We start from the raw sequence: 18,691 nt of genomic DNA on the forward strand, positions 1-18,691 counted from the left end.
GGGGTTTATAAAGTCAGTCGTCCAGGACGTCCCGCACGAACGCGTTGGTGAACTTTCCGGCCGGATCCAGCTCCCGCACCAGCGCCCGGAAGTCACCGAGCCGCGGATACCGCCCCCTGAGCACGCCCGCCGGCACGGCGAACACCTTGCCCCAGTGCGGCCGCGGCTCGAAGGCGTCCAGCGCCTCCTCCACCTGCCGCACCACCGGCAGTACGACGGCCGTGTCCTCGACCCAGGTGAAGTGCAGGGCCACGGTGTCCCGCCCGTACGCGGGGCTCAGCCACTGCTCGTCGGCGGCCACGGTGCGCACCTCGCAGGTCTGGAGCACGGGCGCGACGGCCGCCCGGATCGCGTCGAGCGCCTGCAGCGCGTCGAGAGCACGGGCCCGCGGAAGCAGGTACTCCGACTGGAGCTCGGCACCACTGCTGGGCGTGAACTCCGCCCGGAAGTGCGGCAGCCGCTCGTGCCACGGCCCCGGCACACCGAACTGCTCCGTGCAGTTGGCCGCGGGCATCCCCGGCACCGGGTGCAGCGCCTCGGTGGCGGGCGCGGCCCACGGGAAGTCCGCGAGCGGCTGGTCGGTGCGCCGCTTGAGCCACACCTGCCGGAAACCGGGCTCGCGCCAGTCGGTGAACAGACTCACGCTGTACGCGGCCGAGGCCACCGTCTCGAAGTCCAGCCCGGCGAGAGGCAGTTCGGTGAAGAGATGCTGCTCGACCTCGAAGGAGGGCTCCAGGTCGAGGACGAGCGCGGTGACGACACCGAGGGCGCCGAGCGAGGTGACGGCCCCGCCGAACCGCTCGTCCCCGCGCCCGATGACGAGCGTCGACCCGTCGGCGGTGACGATCTCCACCTCCCGCACGGCCGCCGCGAGCGGCCCGTTGCCGACCCCCGACCCGTGCGTACCGGTCGCCACCGACCCGGCCACGGAGATGTGCGGCAGGGACGCCATGTTGGGCAGCGCGAGCCCGTGCCCTTGCACCTGCCGCGCGAGTTCCGCGTACCGGACGCCGCCTCCGACCCGTACGGTACGGGCGGCTGTGTCCACGTCGACCTCGACGGGCAGGGCGTCGAGCGACAGCAGGACCCCGTCGCCCCCCGGCTCCGCGATCTCGTTGAACGAGTGCCCACTGCCCAGCACCCGGACCCGCGCGCTCTCCGCGACGATCGAGCGCACCGCGGCCGCCGTGCGAGGGCGGTGCACCTCCTTGGCGGCGTAGGTGATGTTGCCCGCCCAGTTGCTCACGGTCTCGGCCATGCGGTCGTCCCTCCCTAGGAGAACGAGATCAAGGAATCCTCGATGGAACCTACCTCGTCGCCTCAGGCGGCCGCGGAGGCGGTGCCGCGCCCTGCCCCATGGATCGGCCCGCCACAGTCGGGCGTGGACGAGCCCGACGACGAGGACGCCCGCGGCTGCCGCCGTGGACGAGAAGTGTCATGATCGTCAATGGGCGGTTTGTGTGTGGTTCGCGCCACGCGGGGGGACCCGGCACCAACCGCGCGACACCGGGGGCATACCGTGAGGAGTCGTACGTCTGAGCTGGGAGGAGAGACGGATGGGCAGCCGTACCGCGCTGGTCGAGGATCTGATGGAGCGCTTCCCGCATGTACCGCGGGAGGCGGTCTTCAAGGAGGACCTGCTCCGGGGCGGCGTGGCGTTCGACCCGTCGGCCCTCAGCGACAACGAGAAGGGCGAGGTCAAGCCGAAGTCCTACTTCATCTTCTCCTTCGACCACGGCACCCTGCCCGAGCTGGGCGAGGCCGCGCTGAGGCGGCCGCCGGAGGAGATCATCCTCACCGGTGGGCCGTACGACCTGCGGCGGACCGTCGTCTCCGTGCGCGTGAACCCGGCCTCGCCCTACCGCGTCGCGGCGGACGAGGAGGGGCTGCTCGGCCTCTACCTCGACGGCGCGCGCATCGCCGACGTCGGCGTGCCGCCCATGCCGGAGTACTACCGGCACACCCTCTCCAACGGGAAGTCCGTGATGGAGGTGGCGCCCACCATCCAGTGGGGCTACCTGATCTACCTCACCGTCTTCCGGGTCTGCCAGTACTTCGGCGCCAAGGAGGAGTGCCAGTACTGCGACATCAACCACAACTGGCGCCAGCACAAGGCGGCCGGGCGGCCGTACACGGGCGTCAAGGACGTGGAGGAGGTCCTGGAGGCGCTCGAGATCATCGACCGCTACGACACCCAGAAGGCGTCCACCGCCTACACCCTCACCGGCGGCGCGATCACCAAGACGGTCGCCGGCCGCGACGAGGCCGACTTCTACGGCCACTACGCCAAGGCCATCGAGGAGCGCTTCCCGGGCCGGTGGATCGGCAAGGTCGTCGCGCAGGCGCTGCCCAAGGACGACGTGCAGCGGTTCAAGGACTACGGCGTGCAGATCTACCACCCCAACTACGAGGTGTGGGACCGCCGGCTGTTCGAGCTGTACTGCCCGGGCAAGGAGCGCTACGTCGGCCGCGACGAGTGGCACAAGCGGATCCTGGACTCCGCGGAGATCTTCGGCGCGCGCAACGTGATCCCCAACTTCGTCGCCGGTGTGGAGATGGCCGAGCCCTTCGGTTTCACCACCGTCGACGAGGCCATCGCGTCCACCACCGAGGGCCTGCGCTTCTTCATGTCGCACGGCATCACGCCCCGCTTCACCACCTGGTGCCCGGAGCCCACGACCCCGCTCGGCAAGGCCAACCCGCAGGGCGCGCCACTGGAGTACCACATCCGGCTCCTCGAGGCCTACCGCGCCACGATGGACGACTTCGGCCTGTCGTCGCCCCCCGGATACGGCCCGCCCGGCCCCGGCAACGCCGTCTTCTCCGTCAGCTCCTTCATGGACAGCCTCCCCGCCAAGGAGAGCGCCGAAGGGATCGCCGGGGGAGCCGCGGAGGAGACCGCGACGGTGTGACGCGTGGTGCGCGCGGTGAGTACAAGTGCGGTCGCAATCCGTACAGTGGGGCGGAGTTGACAGTTCCCGCGTATGCCGGCCGACCGCGCGACCGCCACGTCATGACATGTGAACAGGGCGCTTGTCAGTTGTGTCTGAAGCGTGAAAGGCTCGGGCTCTGCCGCGAGGTTCCCCCCAACTCCATTGCCAAATATGGTGAGTTGACCTCGCTCGTGGATGCAGGAGACCCATGCCCGACCTGCCGACCCCCAGAGACGCCGCCGAGGCCGCGCTGTTCTCGGAGTGCTGGGACGCGGTCCTTTCCTACGCCGACCTCTGCACGGCCGGTTCCACCGCCGCCCAGCAGCTGGCCAGGGAGGCGTTCGCACTCGGTGTGCGCGAGACCCGCGAGGCCGAGACCGGGGTGCGGCGCGGCGCCGGCCGACGTCCCTCCGGGCTGCCCCGGATCCCGTTGCTGCTGACCGCCGTACGCACCACGGCGGCCGCCTGGGAGGCCGACGGCCAGGGGCACAAGCTCGACCCCGATCTGCGCCTGTGGCTCAACTCGGACAAGGCCGCCCGCTACACCGGACCGCCGCTGCGCCGCCCCATCGCCCTGCGCGGCCTGCGCGACATGCAGGAGCCGGACGCGGCGCTGCTGTGGCTCGCGGAGGTCGAGGCGCTGCCGGTGCGGGCGGTGGCCCGCAGGCTCGGCCTCGACCCGGCCGCCGCGGCCGAGGAACTCAACCAGGTGCGCGGCCTGTTCCGGGACCGCTGCCACCGCAACCACCTGGACACGCCGCTCGACGCGGAGTGCCGCAGCTACGTCCGGCTGCTGGACGCGGTCACCCGCTCGCCCGCGGCCGACACCCCCGGGGACCTCTCCCGGCACCTCGCCACCTGCGTGGAGTGTGCCGAGGCCGCCGCCTGTCTGCGGCTGCACGGGGGCGGGCTGCCCGCCGCCCTCGCCGGCGGGGTGATCGGCTGGGGCGGCCTCGCCTACCTGGAGCGCCGCCGTCGGGCCGTAGAGGTGCGCCTGGGCGCCCCCCGCCCCGAAGACAAGGACGCGGAGAGCGAGGAGACGAAGGCCGGCACCCACAAGGCGCGGGTCGTACGCAACGGACTCCTCGTCGCCGCGGTCCTGGTCTCGCTGCTCGCGCTCGCCGTGTCGATGATGCCCTTCGGCGGCACCGGCGACGACACCACCGCCGCCGGCGACGACCGTCAGCCGGTCGCCGACCCGCGCCCCTCCGTGCCGTCCATCGACGCCACCGTGTCCGCGTCGGCCTCCCCCGACTCCCCGAAGCCCTCCCGCAGCCGTACGTCGGCCACGCCCCGCCACGACAACCCCGACCCGGAGCCCCAGGGCACCTCCTCGTCCACCGCCGCCGGCAACACGCCCGACCCCGGGGAGAGCGGGGCGGCGGCCTGTCACGTCCAGTACGACCTCGTCAACGAGTGGCCCGACGGCTTCCAGGCCACGGTCACCGTCACCACCGTGCAGGCCCTCGACAGCTGGCGGGTCGCCTGGTCCTTCCGGGACGGCCAGAAGGTCGGCCAGATGTGGGACGCGACCGTCGCCCAGAACGGCTCCCGCGTCACCGCCACCGCCGCCGACTACAACAAGTCCGTCGCCGCGAACAGCGCTCTCGCCTTCGGTTTCCTCGCCTCGTGGCAGGACAAGAACTCGGCGCCGTACGACTTCACGCTCAACGGGCGTGACTGCACGCAGTCCTGAGCTGCGCCAAGCGCGTCGACAGGGTGAGACACGGGCGGGCGGGTTCGCCCCGTCAGAGCGAGTGGAGCAGGGCGAGTGTCTGCTTGAGCTCGTCCCGCAGCGCACGTCCGGCGGCCTGGGCGTCTCCCTTCACGACGGCGTCGATCAGTGCGGCGTGCCCCTCATCGCCATGGTTCGGATCGTCGGAGCGCAGACTGAGCAACTCGACCAGATCGAGCAGCCGTTGTCGCAGTACAGGTGCGAACTCGGTGAACAACCCGGTGAGCACCGGGTTGTGCGCCGCGGCGACCACGGCCTCGTGCAGGGCGATGTCGGCCGCCACGAACTCGGCGTTGCCCGCGTTCGCGGCGTCGCGACGCCTGGCCAATGCCTCATGCAGGATGGCGACGTCGTCGTCGGTTCGACGCTGCGCTGCCAACTGCGCGGCTTCGACCTCGATGAGCATCCGGACCTCGTAGACATCGGTGATGGCCGCCTGACGAAGCTGGACGGACCAGTCCTCGTTGGGCCTGGTCGCGATGACGAAGACACCGGCTCCCTGGCGCGCCTGCACCAGCCCGGCGCCGGCCAGCGCCCGCAGGGCCTCGCGAACAGTTGAGCGCCCCACACCAAGGGACTTGGCCAGGGCGGTCTCACCGGGGAGCTTCGTTCCCACGGCCCATTCGCCACCGGTGATCTGCTCGCGCAGGTGCACGGTGGCCTGCTCGACCAAGGGGGACGGCCGCAAGGCACCTAGCGACATACGAGGTTCACCTCTCCGATACCTCTCAGGTTGTCTGAGGAGCTGAGTTGTCGTTACTGTACCGTCATGCTGCTGCACGAGCTTCTTCTCCTCGGCTGCCGCTGCGGGGCCTGACACGACCGGCACCCCGCAGCGGGGTGCCGAGCTGCGCCGGTCACAGGATGGCCGACTGAAAGAAGTTCCGCACGATGGCTTCCTCCTTCCAGAGCACGGTGTTCCCCACCCTTCGCACTCCCGCCGGCGACATCCCGGCGAACGCGCCGCGCTGGAACCTCCAGCGCCCGAGCGCGATGCCCCATCACCGCTACCGGCCCGCGCACCAGCGGGTCCCACTGCCCCTGACGGACAGGACCTGGCCTTCGCGCAGGCTCGAGAGCGCCCCGCTGTGGGTACCGGTCGATCTGCGCGACGGCAACCAGGCGCTGGCCGAGCCGATGGACACCGACCGCAAGCGCCGGATGTTCGACCTCCTGGTCACCATGGGCTTCAAGGAGATCGAGGTAGGTTACCCCTCCGCCAGCCAGACCGACTTCGACTTCGTACGCCACCTGGCCGAGAGCGGCGCCGTCCCCGACGACGTGACCATCTCCGTGTTCACCGCGGCCCGCCGGGACCTGATCGACCGGACCATCGCCTCTGTCGAAGGGCTCCCCCGCACCCTCGTGCACCTCTACACCGCGACCGCGCCCACGTGGCGGGACGTGGTCCTGGGACGCTCCCGTGCCGAAGTCCACGAGCTGATCCGGGACGCGGCCACCTACCTGATGCGCCGTGCCGAAGAACGGCCGGGTGCCGACATCCGGTTCGAGTTCTCCCCGGAGGTCTTCAACCTCACAGAGCCGGACTTCGTCCTGGAAGTGTGCAACAGCCTGACCGAGCTCTGGGAAGCGAGCCCGGACCGGCCGGTGGTCCACAACCTGCCTGCGACGGTGGAGATCGCCACCCCGAACGTGTACGCGGACCAGATCGAGTACATGGATCGCCACCTCGCGCGCCGTGAGTCCGTGATTCTGTCGGTCCACCCGCACAACGACCGCGGCACTGGCGTCGCCTGTGCCGAACTCGCCGTCCTGGCAGGGGCGCAACGCGTGGAAGGCTGCCTGTTCGGCAACGGCGAGCGCACGGGCAACGTCGACCTGGTGACCCTGGCCCTGAACCTGTACGCGCAGGGCGTGAACCCGATGATCGACTTCTCGGACATCGACGCTGTGCGCGAGGCCGTGGAGCACTGCAACCGGCTGCCGGTCCACCCCCGCCACCCCTACGGGGGCGACCTCGTCCACACGGCGTTCTCCGGAACCCACCAGGACGCCATCGCCAAGGGTATGGCCCACCATGCCAAGCAAGCCGCGGAGCAGGGCGTCTCCACCGAAGAGGCCCCATGGGCGGTGCCGTACCTGCCCATCGACCCGGGCGACATCGGCCGCACGTACGAGGAAGTCATCCGCATCAACTCCCAGTCCGGCAAGGGCGGCATCGCCCACCTCCTCCACACCCACCACGGCCTGGACCTCCCCCGCACCATGCGCCCGGACTTCTCCCGCACGGTGCAGCACGTCACCGATGCCACCGGTCAGGAGCTGTCCCACAAGGAGCTGTGGGAACTCTTCCGCGTCACCTACATCGCCCCGGCCCTGGACGGCCCGGTCACACTGGCCTCCTGGAACACCACGGAACCCGCTCCCGGCGAGCACCGGTTCACCTGCGCGGTGCAAGTCGACGGGCAGGAGCGCTCCTGCCAGGGCACCGGAAACGGGCCGCTGTCCGCCCTCGCCGCCGCCCTCCGGAGTGTCGGCATCACCGTCGACATCCTCAGCTACACCGAACACTCCACCAGCACAGGGCCGGGCAGCCCCGCTGTCGCCTACGTCGAGTGCCGCGTGGACGACGTCACCTGCTGGGGAGCCGGCTGGGACACCTCTGTCCTGACCGCATCGGTCCACGCGGTCATGTCTGCGGTCAACCGCTCCGGGCGGGCCTCCTCGTGAGCGAAAACCTGGTACTCCGCGTGGAAGACGCGGATGTCGTCCGCGACGGCAATCCGATTCTGAGCGAGGTGTCGCTGACCGTACGAGCCGGTGAGCACTGGGCGCTGCTCGGCGCCAACGGGGCGGGCAAGAGCACTCTCCTCAGTCTCCTCGGGGCGCTCGCGCACCCTACCCGTGGCATCGTGGAAGTGCTCGGCCACCGGCTGGGACGGGTCGACATGCGGCAGCTGCGCTCCTACGTCGGCCATGTGAACCCGCGGCACGACCTGCGCTCGCCCCTCAAGGTCGAGGACGTCGTGCTGACCGGACTGACCAACACCGTCGAACGCGTGCCCCGCTGGAACCCGACACCCGAGCAAGTCGCCCATGCCGACCGTCTCATCAGCCTGCTCGGCCTCAGCGATCGTCACAGTGCACGCTGGCCGACCCTGTCCCAAGGCGAACGGGGCCGTGCGTTGATCGCTCGCGCCCTCATGCCCAGTCCGCGACTGCTGCTGCTCGATGAGCCCGCCACCGGCCTGGACGTCGCCGGGCGCGAGCAGCTGATCGAGCGGATCGACGCGCTTCAGCACACCTACCCGGATCTCGCATCGGTCCTGGTCACCCACCATCTGGAGGAGCTGCCTCCCGGGACGACCCACGTGATGCTGCTGCGCGACGGGCGTTGTCTGGCCTCCGGACCCGCCGCTGAGGTCCTGACCAGCGACCAGGTCAGCAAGTGCTACGACCACCCGATTCGCCTCACCCGCGTCGACGGGCGATGGAGTGTGAGGGCCAACCGCTCGGTCAGACCACAAGTCGGCTGAGAAGGCTGTCGCGGCGGTGCGCTCCCACCGGAGTGCACCGCCGCGCGGCTCGTGGCGTCAAGGAAGTTCGAATATTCCGTGGCGTCCGGGGGCGTACGTCTCTACGGTGGGGGGCGAAACACGCGGTGGCTGTCGGCTGCCGTGTCCGGTCGTGTGAGGAACGGGAGGTGTTGACCGATGGCTGTCTCTGTGATGGGCGCTGCCCGCATCCAGGAGTTCATCAAGTCCACCTCCGTGGCCACCGGCTGACACACACTCACTTCTTCCGCGCCCGTGCGCGCGGCTGCCGGGGCCACCCTGCGAAGGGTCACCCTTGACTTCCACCTCTGTTTTCACCGCGCTCGCTCCCTACGGCTGGGACGAGGCATGGGCGGACGACTTCGCCCCCTACGACTCCGAGGGGCTGCTGCCCGGACGTGTGCTCCGGGTCGACCGCGGGCAGTGCGACGTGGTCACCGCCGACGGGGTCCTGCGGGCCGACACCGCGTTCGTCACGCCGCACGACCCACTGCGGGTCGTGTGCACCGGCGACTGGGTTGCCGTCGAACCCGTCGGCAACCCGCGCTACGTACGGACGTATCTGCCACGCCGTACCGCCTTCGTGCGCTCCACCTCCTCCAAGCGGTCCGAGGGGCAGATCCTCGCCGCCAACGTCGACCACGCGATCATCGCCGTGTCCCTGGGCGCCGAACTCGACCTCGGCCGGATCGAGCGGTTCCTCGCCCTGGCCTGGGAGTCCGGGGCCCAGCCCGTGGTCGTGCTCACCAAGGCCGACCTCGTGCCGGATCCGGTGGGGCTGTCGTACCTTGTCCAGGACGTGGAGACGGCGGCGCCCGGAGTGCCGGTGCTGACCGTCAGCGCCCATGACGGGGACGGCCTCGACCTGCTCGTCGCCCTCGTCTGCGGCGGTACGTCCGTGCTGCTCGGGCAGTCCGGCGCGGGCAAGTCGACGCTCGCGAACGCGCTGCTCGGGGACGATGTGATGGAGGTGCAGGCCACGCGTGACGTCGACGGGAAGGGCCGCCATACGACGACCACGCGCAACCTGCTCGCGCTGCCGGGCGGCGGCGTGCTGATCGACACCCCCGGGCTGCGCGGCGTCGGACTGTGGGACGCCGGAAGCGGCGTCGGGCAGGTCTTCGCCGAGATCGAGGAGCTGGCGCGGGAGTGCCGGTTCCACGACTGCGCGCACGTGAGCGAGCCGGGGTGCGCGGTGCTGGCCGCCATCGAGACGGGGGAGCTGCCCGAGCGACGGCTCGAGAGCTACCGCAAGCTCGTCCGGGAGAACCAGCGGATCGTCGCCAAGACCGACGCGAGGCTCCGGGCGGAGATCCGCAAGGACTGGAAGCGCAAGGGCGCCGAGGGGCGGGCCGCCATGGAGGCGAAGAGGGGGCGTTGGCAGTGATCCGTACGTAGGTGCGGGCCGGTGGGCGAGGCTACGGGCCGGTGGGTGAGCGCCATGTCCGATTCCCGCCAGCCCCACGCCCCGGTCATCGCCCACACTGGACCTTGTGATGGACGAGGACACCAGGTACGAGGCCGTACGCAGCCGGGACGCCCGTTTCGACGGCGAGTTCTTCTTCGCCGTCGAGACGACCGGTATCTACTGCCGGCCGAGTTGTCCCGCCGTGACCCCGCGGCGACGCAACGTGCGGTTCTTCGCGACGGCCGCCGCCGCGCAGGGCTCGGGGTTCCGGGCCTGCCGGCGGTGCCGGCCGGACGCCGTGCCGGGGTCGGCCGCGTGGAACGTGCGGGCCGACGTAGTGGGCCGGGCCATGCGGCTGATCGGCGACGGCGTGGTCGACCGGGAGGGCGTCGCCGGGCTCGCCGTACGGCTGGGGTACAGCGCCAGGCAGGTGCAGCGGCAGCTCACCACCGAGCTCGGCGCGGGGCCGGTCGCACTTGCCCGAGCCCAGCGGGCGCACACCGCGCGCGTGCTGTTGCAGACGACCGAGCTGCCGGTCACGGAGATCGCGTTCGCGTCGGGGTTCGCCAGCGTGCGGCAGTTCAACGACACCGTCCGGGCCGTGTACGCCTCGACGCCGAGTGAGCTGCGGGCCGCCGCGCCCCGGGGCGGACCGAGGACCAGGGCCACGCCCGCCGCCGGCATCCCGCTGCGGCTCGCCTACCGCGGGCCCTACCAGGCCGGTCCCCTCTTCGACCTGCTCGCCCGCGAGGCCGTCCCCGGCGTCGAAGAGGTGAGCGGCGCCCCCGGCGGCCGTACCTACCGGCGCACCCTGCGCCTCCCCCACGGCACCGGGATCGTCGCGGTCCACGAGCGGCCGGGAACGCAGCGGGAGACAGCGGCCGCCCACGCCGGCGGCTGGCTCGACGCAAGGCTGCAGCTCACCGATCCGCGGGACCTCACCACCGCCGTACAGCGGCTGCGGCGACTGTTCGACCTCGACGCCGATCCGTACGCCGTCGACGAGCGGCTCGGTGCCGACCCCAGGCTCGCCCCGCTGGTCGCCGCCCGGCCGGGGCTGCGCTCACCGGGCGCCGCCGACCCGGTGGAGCTGGCGGTGCGGGCGCTGGCGGGGCGGGCGGCGGCCGAGCAGCTGGTGCGCGGCTGTGGCAAGGGACTGGACGCGCCCAGCGGCACGCTCACCCACCTCTTCCCGGAGCCCGCCGCCCTCGCGGAGGCCGAGCGGGACGGCCCCCTGGGCACGCTCGCCGCCGCCCTCGCCGACGGGGCCGTACGGTTGGACGCGGGCGCCGACCGGGACGACGCGCAGCAGGCCCTGCTCGCCCTGCCCGGCATGGACGCCGGGACGGTCGCCGTCATCCGCACCCGCGCCCTCGGCGACCCGGACGTCGCGCCACCCGGCATGGACGTCCCCGACACCTGGCGCCCCTGGCGCTCGTACGCACTGCACCACCTGCGCGCAGCAGGTGAGCGGGATGAAGACAACTGGGAGAACCGATGACCGGCCCGACGTGCTGGACCAGCCTCGACAGCCCCCTCGGGCAGCTCCTCCTCACCGCCGACGCCGGCGGTGTACTGACCTCGCTGTCCCTGCCCGGCCAGAAGGGCGGACGGACCCTCGCGGACCTGGGCGGCCTGCGGCAGGACCCCGCGCCCTTCCGCGAGGCCGCGGAGCAGCTCGCCGCCTACTTCGCCGGTGACCTCAAGGAGTTCCGGCTGCCGATGCGCGCCGAGGGCACGGCCTTCCGCGAGAAGGTGTGGGACGCCCTCGACACCGTGCCCTACGGGGCGACCACCACGTACGGCGAGATCGCCGCGCGGATCGGGGCCTCCCGAGCCGCCGTGCGGGCCGTCGGCGGTGCGATCGGCGCCAATCCGCTGCTCGTCGTCCGCCCGTGCCACCGGGTGATCGGCGCCGACGGCTCGCTGACGGGATACGCGGCGGGGCTGGAGCGCAAGGTGCGGCTGCTGACGCTCGAAGGCGCGCTTTAGACGCCCTTCAGGCGCCGTCCTCCTCCAGCCCCCAGCTGTGGATCCGCCGCGGATGGATGCGGATCAGCTCCTCGCTGAGGTGCGGGCCCAGGTCGTGCGCGCCGACGAGCAGTTCGGCCTCGCCGCGGATGTCGACGCCGCGCACCCGCCAGGGGCGGACGCTGACGACGTCGTCGACGACCAGGGCGACCTTCGGGTTCTGCCGCAGGTTGCGCCACTTCTTCGTCGTGCCGAATGACTGCGGAAGACACCCCTAGGGTGGGACACTCGCACCGTGCCACTCGAAACCGCAATCACCGTTGTCCGTAGGGTCGTTCGCTGCTTCATCTACGCCCGCATCAGCGAGGACCGTGAAGGCGCACACCTCGCCACCGAGCGGCAGACCGACGACTGCCGCGCCCTCGCCGAACAACTCTCCACCCCGCAGGTCGAATACCGGATCGTCCGCGTCTTCGAGGACAACGACCTCAGCGCGTACACCGGCAAGCCACGCCCCGACTACAAGGCGATGCTCGACGCCCTCCGCAACGGGGAAGCGGACTGCGTCCTGTCGTGGCACACCGACCGCCTCCACCGATCCCCCGTCGAGCTGGAGGAGTACATCGACGTCTGCGCCCCAGGCGACATCGACACCCGCACCGTCAAGGCCGGCCAGCTCGACCTCTCCACCGCCACCGGCCGGATGATCGCCCGCCAACTCGGCGTGCAGGCCCGCTACGAGGTCGAGCGGATGATTGAGCGGTCCAAGCGGGCGCGCGATCAGAAAGCCACCCACGGCGAGTATGCGGGCGGCCCCCGGCCGTTCGGCTACGAGAGCGACGGCCGCACACCACGCACCCTCGAATGCCCCCACTGCGGCCGCCGCGGACCCAAGGGCTTCACCCTGCAACAGCACTGCGATGCCTGCGAAGCCGTCGACCAGTTCAGCCGTGACCTTGTCTGCCAGGCGTGCAAGGCGAAGGACACCCTCGTCGTCGTGTATTGCTGCGATCGCTGCGACACGCCTGCCACCTTCGCCGAGGGCTCTGAGGCGGCGCTGGTCCGGGATGCTGGGGCCAGCGTGCTGGCAGGTGCTGCGCTTAATGCGCTCGCCTCGGCGGCGGTTGAGGCGGGTGTGACGACGAGCCACGGGAATAACCATCGGGGGTCGAACCTTCGGGCGATCCTTTTGCGGCCGAGGAATGCGGGGCTGTTGCAGCATCGGGGGGAGATCGTCGGTCGGGCGAACTGGATGCGGCTGATGGATGAGCCTGTCTGGCGGAGCGTGGTTGCCGTGCTGGAGGATCCGTCGCGGATCCCGTCGGTGCCGAACACGCGGAAGCATCTGGGGTCGAACATCTACGAGTGCATGGTGTGCGGGGCCACGTTGAAGGCGTCGTCGAAGTCCGACGGGCGGGGGCACACGCGTGCCGTCTACCGGTGCCGTGAGGGGGACTGCGTGACGCGGAACCTGGCGGGTCTCGATAAATATGTGCAGCTGGTGTTTCTGTCGCGGCTTCAGCGGGATGATGCTGCAGCTCTGCTGCTTCAGCGTGAAGATCCTGTCGATGTCAAGGCGATCCAGCAGGATATGCGGGCGGCTCGGGCGACGTTGGATGATCTGGCGGCGGCGCTTGGTGCTGGGGAGATGGATCGGCAGGAGTGGCTTGCGGCTCGGGCGCCTGCGCGGCGTCGCTTGGAGGATGCTGAGGCTCGGATGAGTTCGGCGGTGAAGGCGAACCCGCTGGCGGAGCTTGTGGGTGCTGAGGATCCGGTGGCTGCGTGGAATGCGTTGGATCTGTCTCGGAAGCGGGCAGCGCTGGACTATGCGATGACGGTGAGGGTGGGTCCGGCGCGGCGGGGGCGGTTGCCGGGCGGCGCGTATTTCGATGAGTCGTCGGTGGAGATTGGGTGGAAGTAGGGGTGCGCCCCTCGGCCCGGAGGTTTGGGGCCGAGGGGCGCGGTTGGCCGGGCACCGCATGCCTGGGGGGCTGTGCTTGACCGGCCGGTCCGTGGGGGGTGTCTCCACCCTTGGGTTGTGATTCTCCTGCGGCAAGATGCATATGCCATCGTTCACTCGAACGTGTGTTTTAGGTAGTCGAAGCTTGCGATCGTGACCCTTGCCTGATCTAGAAATGTACGGTCGACGATACAGACACCCGCTCATGATCGCGGAAGCGTGTGGCGGGTGCCATCCGCCCCGCCGCCCGACTGGGTCCTCGCCCGCCGCCGGGCCATCGGCGACCGCATCCGCGACGCCCGACGCGGCCGGAAGCTGTCCCAAGAACGACTCGCCGAGTTAGCGGGCATGGACCGGCAGGCCATCAACAGGATCGAGCAGGGCCACCAGGCCGCGTTGATCGACAACCTGATCCGCATTGCCGACGCCCTCAACACCCCGCTCGCCGACCTCGTGCGATAGAAGGCCCGCCGCCGGCGCCACGGACAGCACCAGCAGCGGGCCCCGGCGGCCACCTGACACGGGGAGATCAGGCCGGCCGCCCCGGCCCCGGCACACCGTCGCGCCGGGACCGGGGGTCGTCACGGCCAGGTGTAGCCGTGGGTGTCCGTGGGGCGGAGACGTCCGTTGTAGTGGTCGACGTGCTGGCCGCCGTGGTTCGGCGGGCGGGTGCAGCGGCCCGGCCCGTCAGGGTTCCGCTCCCAGCAGTACCCAGCCGCCCGGCCGGCCGCGAGCGACTTCTCTTCGTCGTCCGGCAGCGTGGGCTTCCGCCCGCTCATGTGGCGGCCCCGCCCATTCGGATCACCCGGTTCAGAGCCCGGCCCGTGTCGCAGACCGGCACCTCCCGGCACTCTGGGCAGGCGTCAGGGCCGGAGCAGTGGTCGAAGAGCGCGCCCATTGCGACGCGGCCCGTGCAGGAGTGGCAGGCGCGGGGGAAGGCCAGCACGCCATCCATCCGCCGTGATCCGAGGTCGACCGCGGTCTCTGCGGAGAGTGCCTCGCCGCCCCACACGCACACGTGGCCCTCGCGTTGTGCGTCCGACAGGCGCTTGGGCAACGGTAGTTGGGCGAGTACCTCGAAGGTGGGTGGGGAGGCGCTTCTCGTGGTGTCCATGAGCATCGTCATCTCTTTCTCCGACCCGACTCGGTGAAGGACCCCCATCGTCTGGCTGCAATTGCAGCAACACCATGTATCGGCTACATGGAGCGGCAGTATGGTCACCGTGTGAGTCGTCGGGAACTCTGGGCCGACGGGCCCTTACGTGCAGCGTGGGCGGCCCGTGACTGGCCCACGCTCATCCGCCGGTACCGGGCCTTGGCGGGCCTCTCTCAGACCGCTTTCGGCGAGCTGATCGGGGTGGATCAGGGCTACGTGTCGCGCCTCGAACGCGGGCGTGCACGGGTGACCAGTGAAGTTGTTGTCGCCCGGTTCATCGAGGGACTGAGCGTGCCGATCGAACTGGGTGGCGTCCGTGCCAGCAGCGGGGACCCGGAGTGGGCGCCGACGCCAGAGCTACGCGAGCGGATCGCCCACGCGCACACCGTCGGCCGTACCGACCTGCGGACCGCAGACTGGATCGGCGTAGTCCTCGCCCAACACCGGCGTGCCGAAGACGAAGTCGGCGGCCGAGCACTCTGGCCGGTCGTCCGCTCCCAGCTCGATACCGTCACCCAACTCCTCCCCGGCACCAGCGGGCAGGCAGCCGACCGGCTCATGCTCCTCGCCGCTGAGCACGCGCACTGGCTGTCCTGGGTGGCCTGGCAGGCCGAGCGCCGCGGGCCAGCGCTCGCGTGGATCGACCTCGCGCACGGGTGGGCTGTCGATGGCGGTCATACGGATATGGCGTCGTGGGCGCAGCGGGTCCGCTCCTACTACAGCCTCACCTACGGCGACCCGGTCCGCGCGCTACGGACGGCAGAGGCCGCCAGGTTCGCCGGCCCGCGGCCACTCTCCCCCGCGGCCGAGGCGGTGGCGGTGCATCAGGCGGCGATGGCGGCGGCCCAGCTCGGTGAGCGGGATCGGGCGGGGCGGCTTGCGGATGAGGCTCGGGAGCTTGCGCTGCGGGCCCCAGATGAAGGGGAGCGTCCGGGTTGGTTGTACTGGCTCGATCCGGTGCGCGCCCGGTTGCAGGCGGCGGATACGGCGTATGCCTGCCAGCGGTGGGCGGAGGCTGCCGAGGGTTTCCGGGAGGCGCTGCCCGGGCTGGAAGGGTTTCCGCGGGATCACGCCTACTATCGGACCCGTCTGGACGATGCGGTGCGGCGGGCCTAGTCGAGGAAGCGGATGCCGATCGGGCGGGCGCCGGTGGGGAGCATGTCGCGTAGGGCGTCTTGGACGTCGGGCACGCTCAGGCCGAGGCCGTCCTCAGGCTCCGGCACGTCGACAATGTCCTCGCGCTGTTCGAGGTCGGCGGTCTCGTAGTCGTCCGGGCCTACCCCGGCGGGCAGGACCCAGTAGGCGACGCGGCGTTCCATGCGGTTCTACTCCCGACAGTTGGGTGCCCCCGGGTGTCGGGCCTCGGGGGCGGTCCGAGCATAGCGGGCGGGGGAATTGGCCGACAGGGCATGAGTGAATCGCCGGTTGGATCATTAGGCTAGAGGTATGCCCCCCACCCCTCCCGCCTCTGGCGTCGTGCGCCCTGCTGCGGTCGTGAACGCCGCGATCAGGGCGATCGTCGTGCGGGCGCAGGGCCGGGCGTGGACCATGGCGGAGCAGACGTTGTACGGGCTGCTGCTGGATGAGTGGGTGGCGGCCACGCGGGCGGAGATGACCACCGCCGCCTGATCTCGCGAGACTCCCCAGATGTAGGGAGACCGCCCGCGGCCGAGGCGCTACGGTCGACGTGCTGACGTTGAGCCTGGCCGGTCCAACCAGCAAAAGTGACCCCCGCCCTCCAGGAGGACGAGGGCCACACGGCGCTCGGTCAGGCGGGCATGAGGGCGCGGATCGCCGCTGTGATCCGCCTGGCCAGGTAGATGTGGCCAGCGTCGGTCGGGTGGATGGCGTCGGCTCCGATGTAGCCGGCCGTGTTCGCCGCGGTGATCCACGCCCCGTGGGTGGCCACCAGGGTGCCGGTCGAGTCGTAGATCGATCCGGTGAGGGGGCTGATGAAGGGGAAGTCCGCAGCGGCGGCCGCCGCTTTCAGGGTGTTGTCCGTGTTCACGATGCTTGCCGCCGGCGACCCGGTCGGGGCCCAGCAGCCGATTACGTACACCTCGCACGACGGCAGCCCTGTCTTGATCGCCGAGTACAGGGATGCTGCGGCGGCCGCGATCACGGACTGGGTGCCGGTGTTGTCGTTGTAGCCGCCCCAGATGACGAGCCTCGTCGGCAGCCACGCGACCACGTCGGCCGCGACTCGGTCCCCGAAGGTGGCGTAGCTGCCCGGCGTGATGTATCCGGTGCCGCCGCGGCCCTGCTCCCACGCATCCGTCGCTCCGAGGAAGCGGGCTGCCCGCGCGAACCAGGTGCCACTGCCGGCCCCGGTGTTCTGTGCGCTGCCGTCGGAGATGCTGTCGCCGAGAACCATGAGGCGGCCGCCCTGGGACGGCACGCCCCACAGGGTCGCGCTCGGCGGAATGTACACGCCACCGAAGGGGAACGTGGTGAAATCGAGTCGGATCCGGCGCGGAGTGGCGGACCCGAAATCGATGGTGATGAGATGCCCGGACCCGACGCCGGTGCCGCCGCTTGACTGCATCAGATCGGTGACCTTCCGGCCGTCGACCGACAGCCTGAACATGGTCGCCGCCGAGATCCACTTCATGCGGACTTGGATGGTCTGCGCATCGCAGCCGAACTCGACACTCCAGATGGCCTGGCCGCTCGCATACGTGTTGGGGTACTTCGACAGCGGCAGCACATAGCTGCTGTCCGGGGTGCCAACCCCGACCTGGAACCCGCCAGCTCCCATGTACGAGAACGGTCCGGTGACGTCTGTCCCGGACAACGTCACACCGGCTGGCGCGTATTTGATGTACCCGCTAGTGGGGGTCGTCGTCTGCGCCGTGCTGATCGTCGGCGCCGTCCCCGTGTACAGGGAGTCCGCGATGGCCGGGTCCGGGAGGTGCCGCTGCCGCCAGGCCGCGGGGATACCGGCGCTGCTGCTGTCCGTGATCAGGCCCGTCGCGGCCACCGCCGTGAGCAGGCTAGCCAGCGCCGTCCCGTCGGCCCGCGATCCTGCCACGGTCTGCCGGGCCACCGGGGTCGCGCCGTTGAATCCGGCCTTGCCTACGACGGTGACGGAGCCGTCGTCGGCGACGAGGAGGGAGGAGTCCTTGAGGATCTTCCCGGTCGCGTCGGCGAAGCGGGGCACAGCGCCAGCCGTGGCAGTTGCCGGGCCGTCCGCCTTCCCGGCCAGGGCCGTGCTGAGCCCGCTCACCTGGGACAGAGCGACCGTGACCGGGTCGCTTCCGCCGGAACCGTGGGAGGCGGCGTGCGCGGTCGGGGTACGGGAGTCGGAGAGGCGCGGGTCGCTGCTGGCCACGGCGCCGACGTCCGCTGCATCGAGGACGACGATGCCGGTCTCGCCGTTGACGGACAGCACGGCCGGCGACTGCACGGTGCCGGTGGCGGAGTCGACCGGGGACAGCGACGGCAGAGCGACCGTAGGTGCGGCTGCGGGCAGGCTGATGCTGTATGCCTTACCCGGAGCGTTGGTGAACTCCTCGTCGACCCGGTACGTCCAGCCGGAGGGTTCGAATCCGTCGGCATCGATGGCCAGCAGCGTCTCGGTGAACTCGCCGGACGCGCCGAGCGTGACGTTCACGGAGCCGAGCGCGATGACTCCGTGCTCGGCGGACACGACTCGCGAGACGGACGGCGTCAGCCGGATCGTCCCCTGATACGGGGTGCCGTCCAGCGTCCGGTAACCGGCAGCGCCAGCCGAGAGGGTCACTGTTTGCACGCCAGGAGGAAACATTCAGGCACGCTCCGATCGCCTTGCTCGGCTCTCTTGGGCATTGATCCTTTGGCACGCCCGGCAGTGGCGCGTCCGAGGCTTTTTGGGAGGGGTGTAGGTGTTCTCGGGGGTGAACTCATGCCCTCGGTGGCAGTGCGTCTTACGGGCGTTGACGCCCGACCACGCGTTGCTCCGAAGGGTGTTGACGCCCGGGGGTACGGGTTCGAGATGCGCTGGATTGGTGCAGTCCCTGCGGATGCAGCCTCGT

At 70.6% G+C, this 18,691-nt stretch carries 17 protein-coding genes and 1 pseudogene; 11 read left to right on the forward strand and 7 right to left on the reverse strand.

Annotated elements, in window-relative coordinates; all coding sequences use genetic code 11:
• Window positions 1-13: 13 nt before the first annotated feature.
• A complete protein-coding gene (locus ABT114_RS12455) occupies window positions 14-1,258 on the reverse strand; it encodes an FAD-binding protein (protein ID WP_351141517.1) in 1,245 nt (414 codons plus the stop codon).
• Window positions 1,259-1,556: 298 nt separating this feature from the next.
• On the opposite strand from ABT114_RS12455, the gene ABT114_RS12460 reads away from it, so the two are divergent.
• Together ABT114_RS12460 and ABT114_RS12465 are read left to right on the forward strand one after the other, a co-directional pair.
• Window positions 1,557-2,912 (forward strand): radical SAM protein, encoded by a 1,356-nt coding sequence (locus tag ABT114_RS12460; RefSeq protein ID WP_351141519.1) that lies wholly within the window; start codon window positions 1,557-1,559, stop codon window positions 2,910-2,912.
• 229 nt (window positions 2,913-3,141) lie between these two features.
• Window positions 3,142-4,629, forward strand: coding sequence for a cellulose-binding domain-containing protein (locus ABT114_RS12465; RefSeq protein ID WP_351141521.1), 1,488 nt, complete (start codon window positions 3,142-3,144; stop codon window positions 4,627-4,629).
• A gap of 52 nt (window positions 4,630-4,681) precedes the next feature.
• Here ABT114_RS12465 and ABT114_RS12470 read toward each other — a convergent pair whose 3' ends face one another.
• The gene (locus tag ABT114_RS12470; protein WP_351141523.1) at window positions 4,682-5,371 is read right to left on the reverse strand and encodes a FadR/GntR family transcriptional regulator; all 690 of its coding nucleotides are present in this window, start codon (window positions 5,369-5,371) and stop codon (window positions 4,682-4,684) included.
• 188 nt (window positions 5,372-5,559) lie between these two features.
• On the opposite strand from ABT114_RS12470, the gene leuA reads away from it, so the two are divergent.
• The 5 genes from leuA to ABT114_RS12495 all read left to right on the forward strand — a co-directional run bounded on the left by leuA (window position 5,560) and on the right by ABT114_RS12495 (window position 11,583).
• Entirely contained in the window at window positions 5,560-7,359 is a 1,800-nt protein-coding gene (leuA, locus tag ABT114_RS12475; protein WP_351141525.1) for a 2-isopropylmalate synthase, read from the forward strand.
• Complete coding sequence (locus tag ABT114_RS12480) at window positions 7,356-8,165, forward strand: ABC transporter ATP-binding protein (protein WP_351141527.1); 810 nt, start codon at window positions 7,356-7,358, stop codon at window positions 8,163-8,165. Before leuA ends, ABT114_RS12480 begins: the two co-directional genes overlap by 4 nt.
• A gap of 313 nt (window positions 8,166-8,478) precedes the next feature.
• Window positions 8,479-9,570, forward strand: coding sequence for a ribosome small subunit-dependent GTPase A (gene rsgA, locus ABT114_RS12485; protein ID WP_351141529.1), 1,092 nt, complete (start codon window positions 8,479-8,481; stop codon window positions 9,568-9,570).
• 109 nt (window positions 9,571-9,679) lie between these two features.
• On the forward strand, window positions 9,680-11,092 hold the full coding sequence (locus ABT114_RS12490; RefSeq protein ID WP_351141531.1) for a bifunctional transcriptional activator/DNA repair enzyme AdaA: 1,413 nt from the start codon (window positions 9,680-9,682) through the stop codon (window positions 11,090-11,092).
• Window positions 11,089-11,583, forward strand: a complete 495-nt coding sequence (locus ABT114_RS12495) for a methylated-DNA--[protein]-cysteine S-methyltransferase (RefSeq protein WP_351141533.1) — start codon at window positions 11,089-11,091, stop codon at window positions 11,581-11,583. Before ABT114_RS12490 ends, ABT114_RS12495 begins: the two co-directional genes overlap by 4 nt.
• A 7-nt stretch (window positions 11,584-11,590) precedes the next feature.
• Here ABT114_RS12495 and ABT114_RS12500 read toward each other — a convergent pair.
• A pseudogene (locus tag ABT114_RS12500) lies at window positions 11,591-11,821 on the reverse strand (PNPOx family protein); the annotation flags it as partial.
• A gap of 36 nt (window positions 11,822-11,857) precedes the next feature.
• Here ABT114_RS12500 and ABT114_RS12505 point away from each other — a divergent pair.
• The gene (locus tag ABT114_RS12505; RefSeq protein ID WP_351141535.1) at window positions 11,858-13,483 is read left to right on the forward strand and encodes a recombinase family protein; all 1,626 of its coding nucleotides are present in this window, start codon (window positions 11,858-11,860) and stop codon (window positions 13,481-13,483) included.
• 267 nt (window positions 13,484-13,750) lie between these two features.
• Entirely contained in the window at window positions 13,751-13,984 is a 234-nt protein-coding gene (locus ABT114_RS12510) for a helix-turn-helix domain-containing protein (RefSeq protein WP_351141536.1), read from the forward strand.
• Between the two features lie 119 nt (window positions 13,985-14,103).
• Here ABT114_RS12510 and ABT114_RS12515 read toward each other — a convergent pair whose 3' ends face one another.
• Window positions 14,104-14,301, reverse strand: a complete 198-nt coding sequence (locus ABT114_RS12515; protein ID WP_351141537.1) for a hypothetical protein — start codon at window positions 14,299-14,301, stop codon at window positions 14,104-14,106.
• The gene (locus ABT114_RS12520) at window positions 14,298-14,636 is read right to left on the reverse strand and encodes a hypothetical protein (RefSeq protein WP_351141539.1); all 339 of its coding nucleotides are present in this window, start codon (window positions 14,634-14,636) and stop codon (window positions 14,298-14,300) included. The genes ABT114_RS12515 and ABT114_RS12520 overlap by 4 nt, the downstream gene beginning before the upstream one ends.
• Before the next feature lie 111 nt (window positions 14,637-14,747).
• Between ABT114_RS12520 and ABT114_RS12525 the strand changes: the two genes are divergently transcribed.
• A complete protein-coding gene (locus ABT114_RS12525) occupies window positions 14,748-15,794 on the forward strand; it encodes a helix-turn-helix domain-containing protein (protein ID WP_351141541.1) in 1,047 nt (348 codons plus the stop codon).
• Here the strand turns inward: ABT114_RS12525 and ABT114_RS12530 are convergent.
• A complete protein-coding gene (locus tag ABT114_RS12530) occupies window positions 15,791-15,997 on the reverse strand; it encodes a hypothetical protein (RefSeq protein ID WP_351141543.1) in 207 nt (68 codons plus the stop codon). The two genes, ABT114_RS12525 and ABT114_RS12530, sit on opposite strands and share 4 nt — an antisense overlap.
• Before the next feature lie 127 nt (window positions 15,998-16,124).
• Here ABT114_RS12530 and ABT114_RS12535 point away from each other — a divergent pair, with 127 nt between their 5' ends.
• A complete protein-coding gene (locus ABT114_RS12535) occupies window positions 16,125-16,307 on the forward strand; it encodes a hypothetical protein (protein WP_351141545.1) in 183 nt (60 codons plus the stop codon).
• 139 nt (window positions 16,308-16,446) lie between these two features.
• Here the strand turns inward: ABT114_RS12535 and ABT114_RS12540 are convergent, their stop codons facing one another.
• Complete coding sequence (locus ABT114_RS12540) at window positions 16,447-18,420, reverse strand: GDSL-type esterase/lipase family protein (protein ID WP_351141547.1); 1,974 nt, start codon at window positions 18,418-18,420, stop codon at window positions 16,447-16,449.
• Window positions 18,421-18,691 lie beyond the last annotated feature (271 nt).

Origin of the sequence: Streptomyces sp. NPDC002088, from assembly GCF_040296605.1 — a bacterium.
GTDB lineage: Bacteria > Actinomycetota > Actinomycetes > Streptomycetales > Streptomycetaceae > Streptomyces.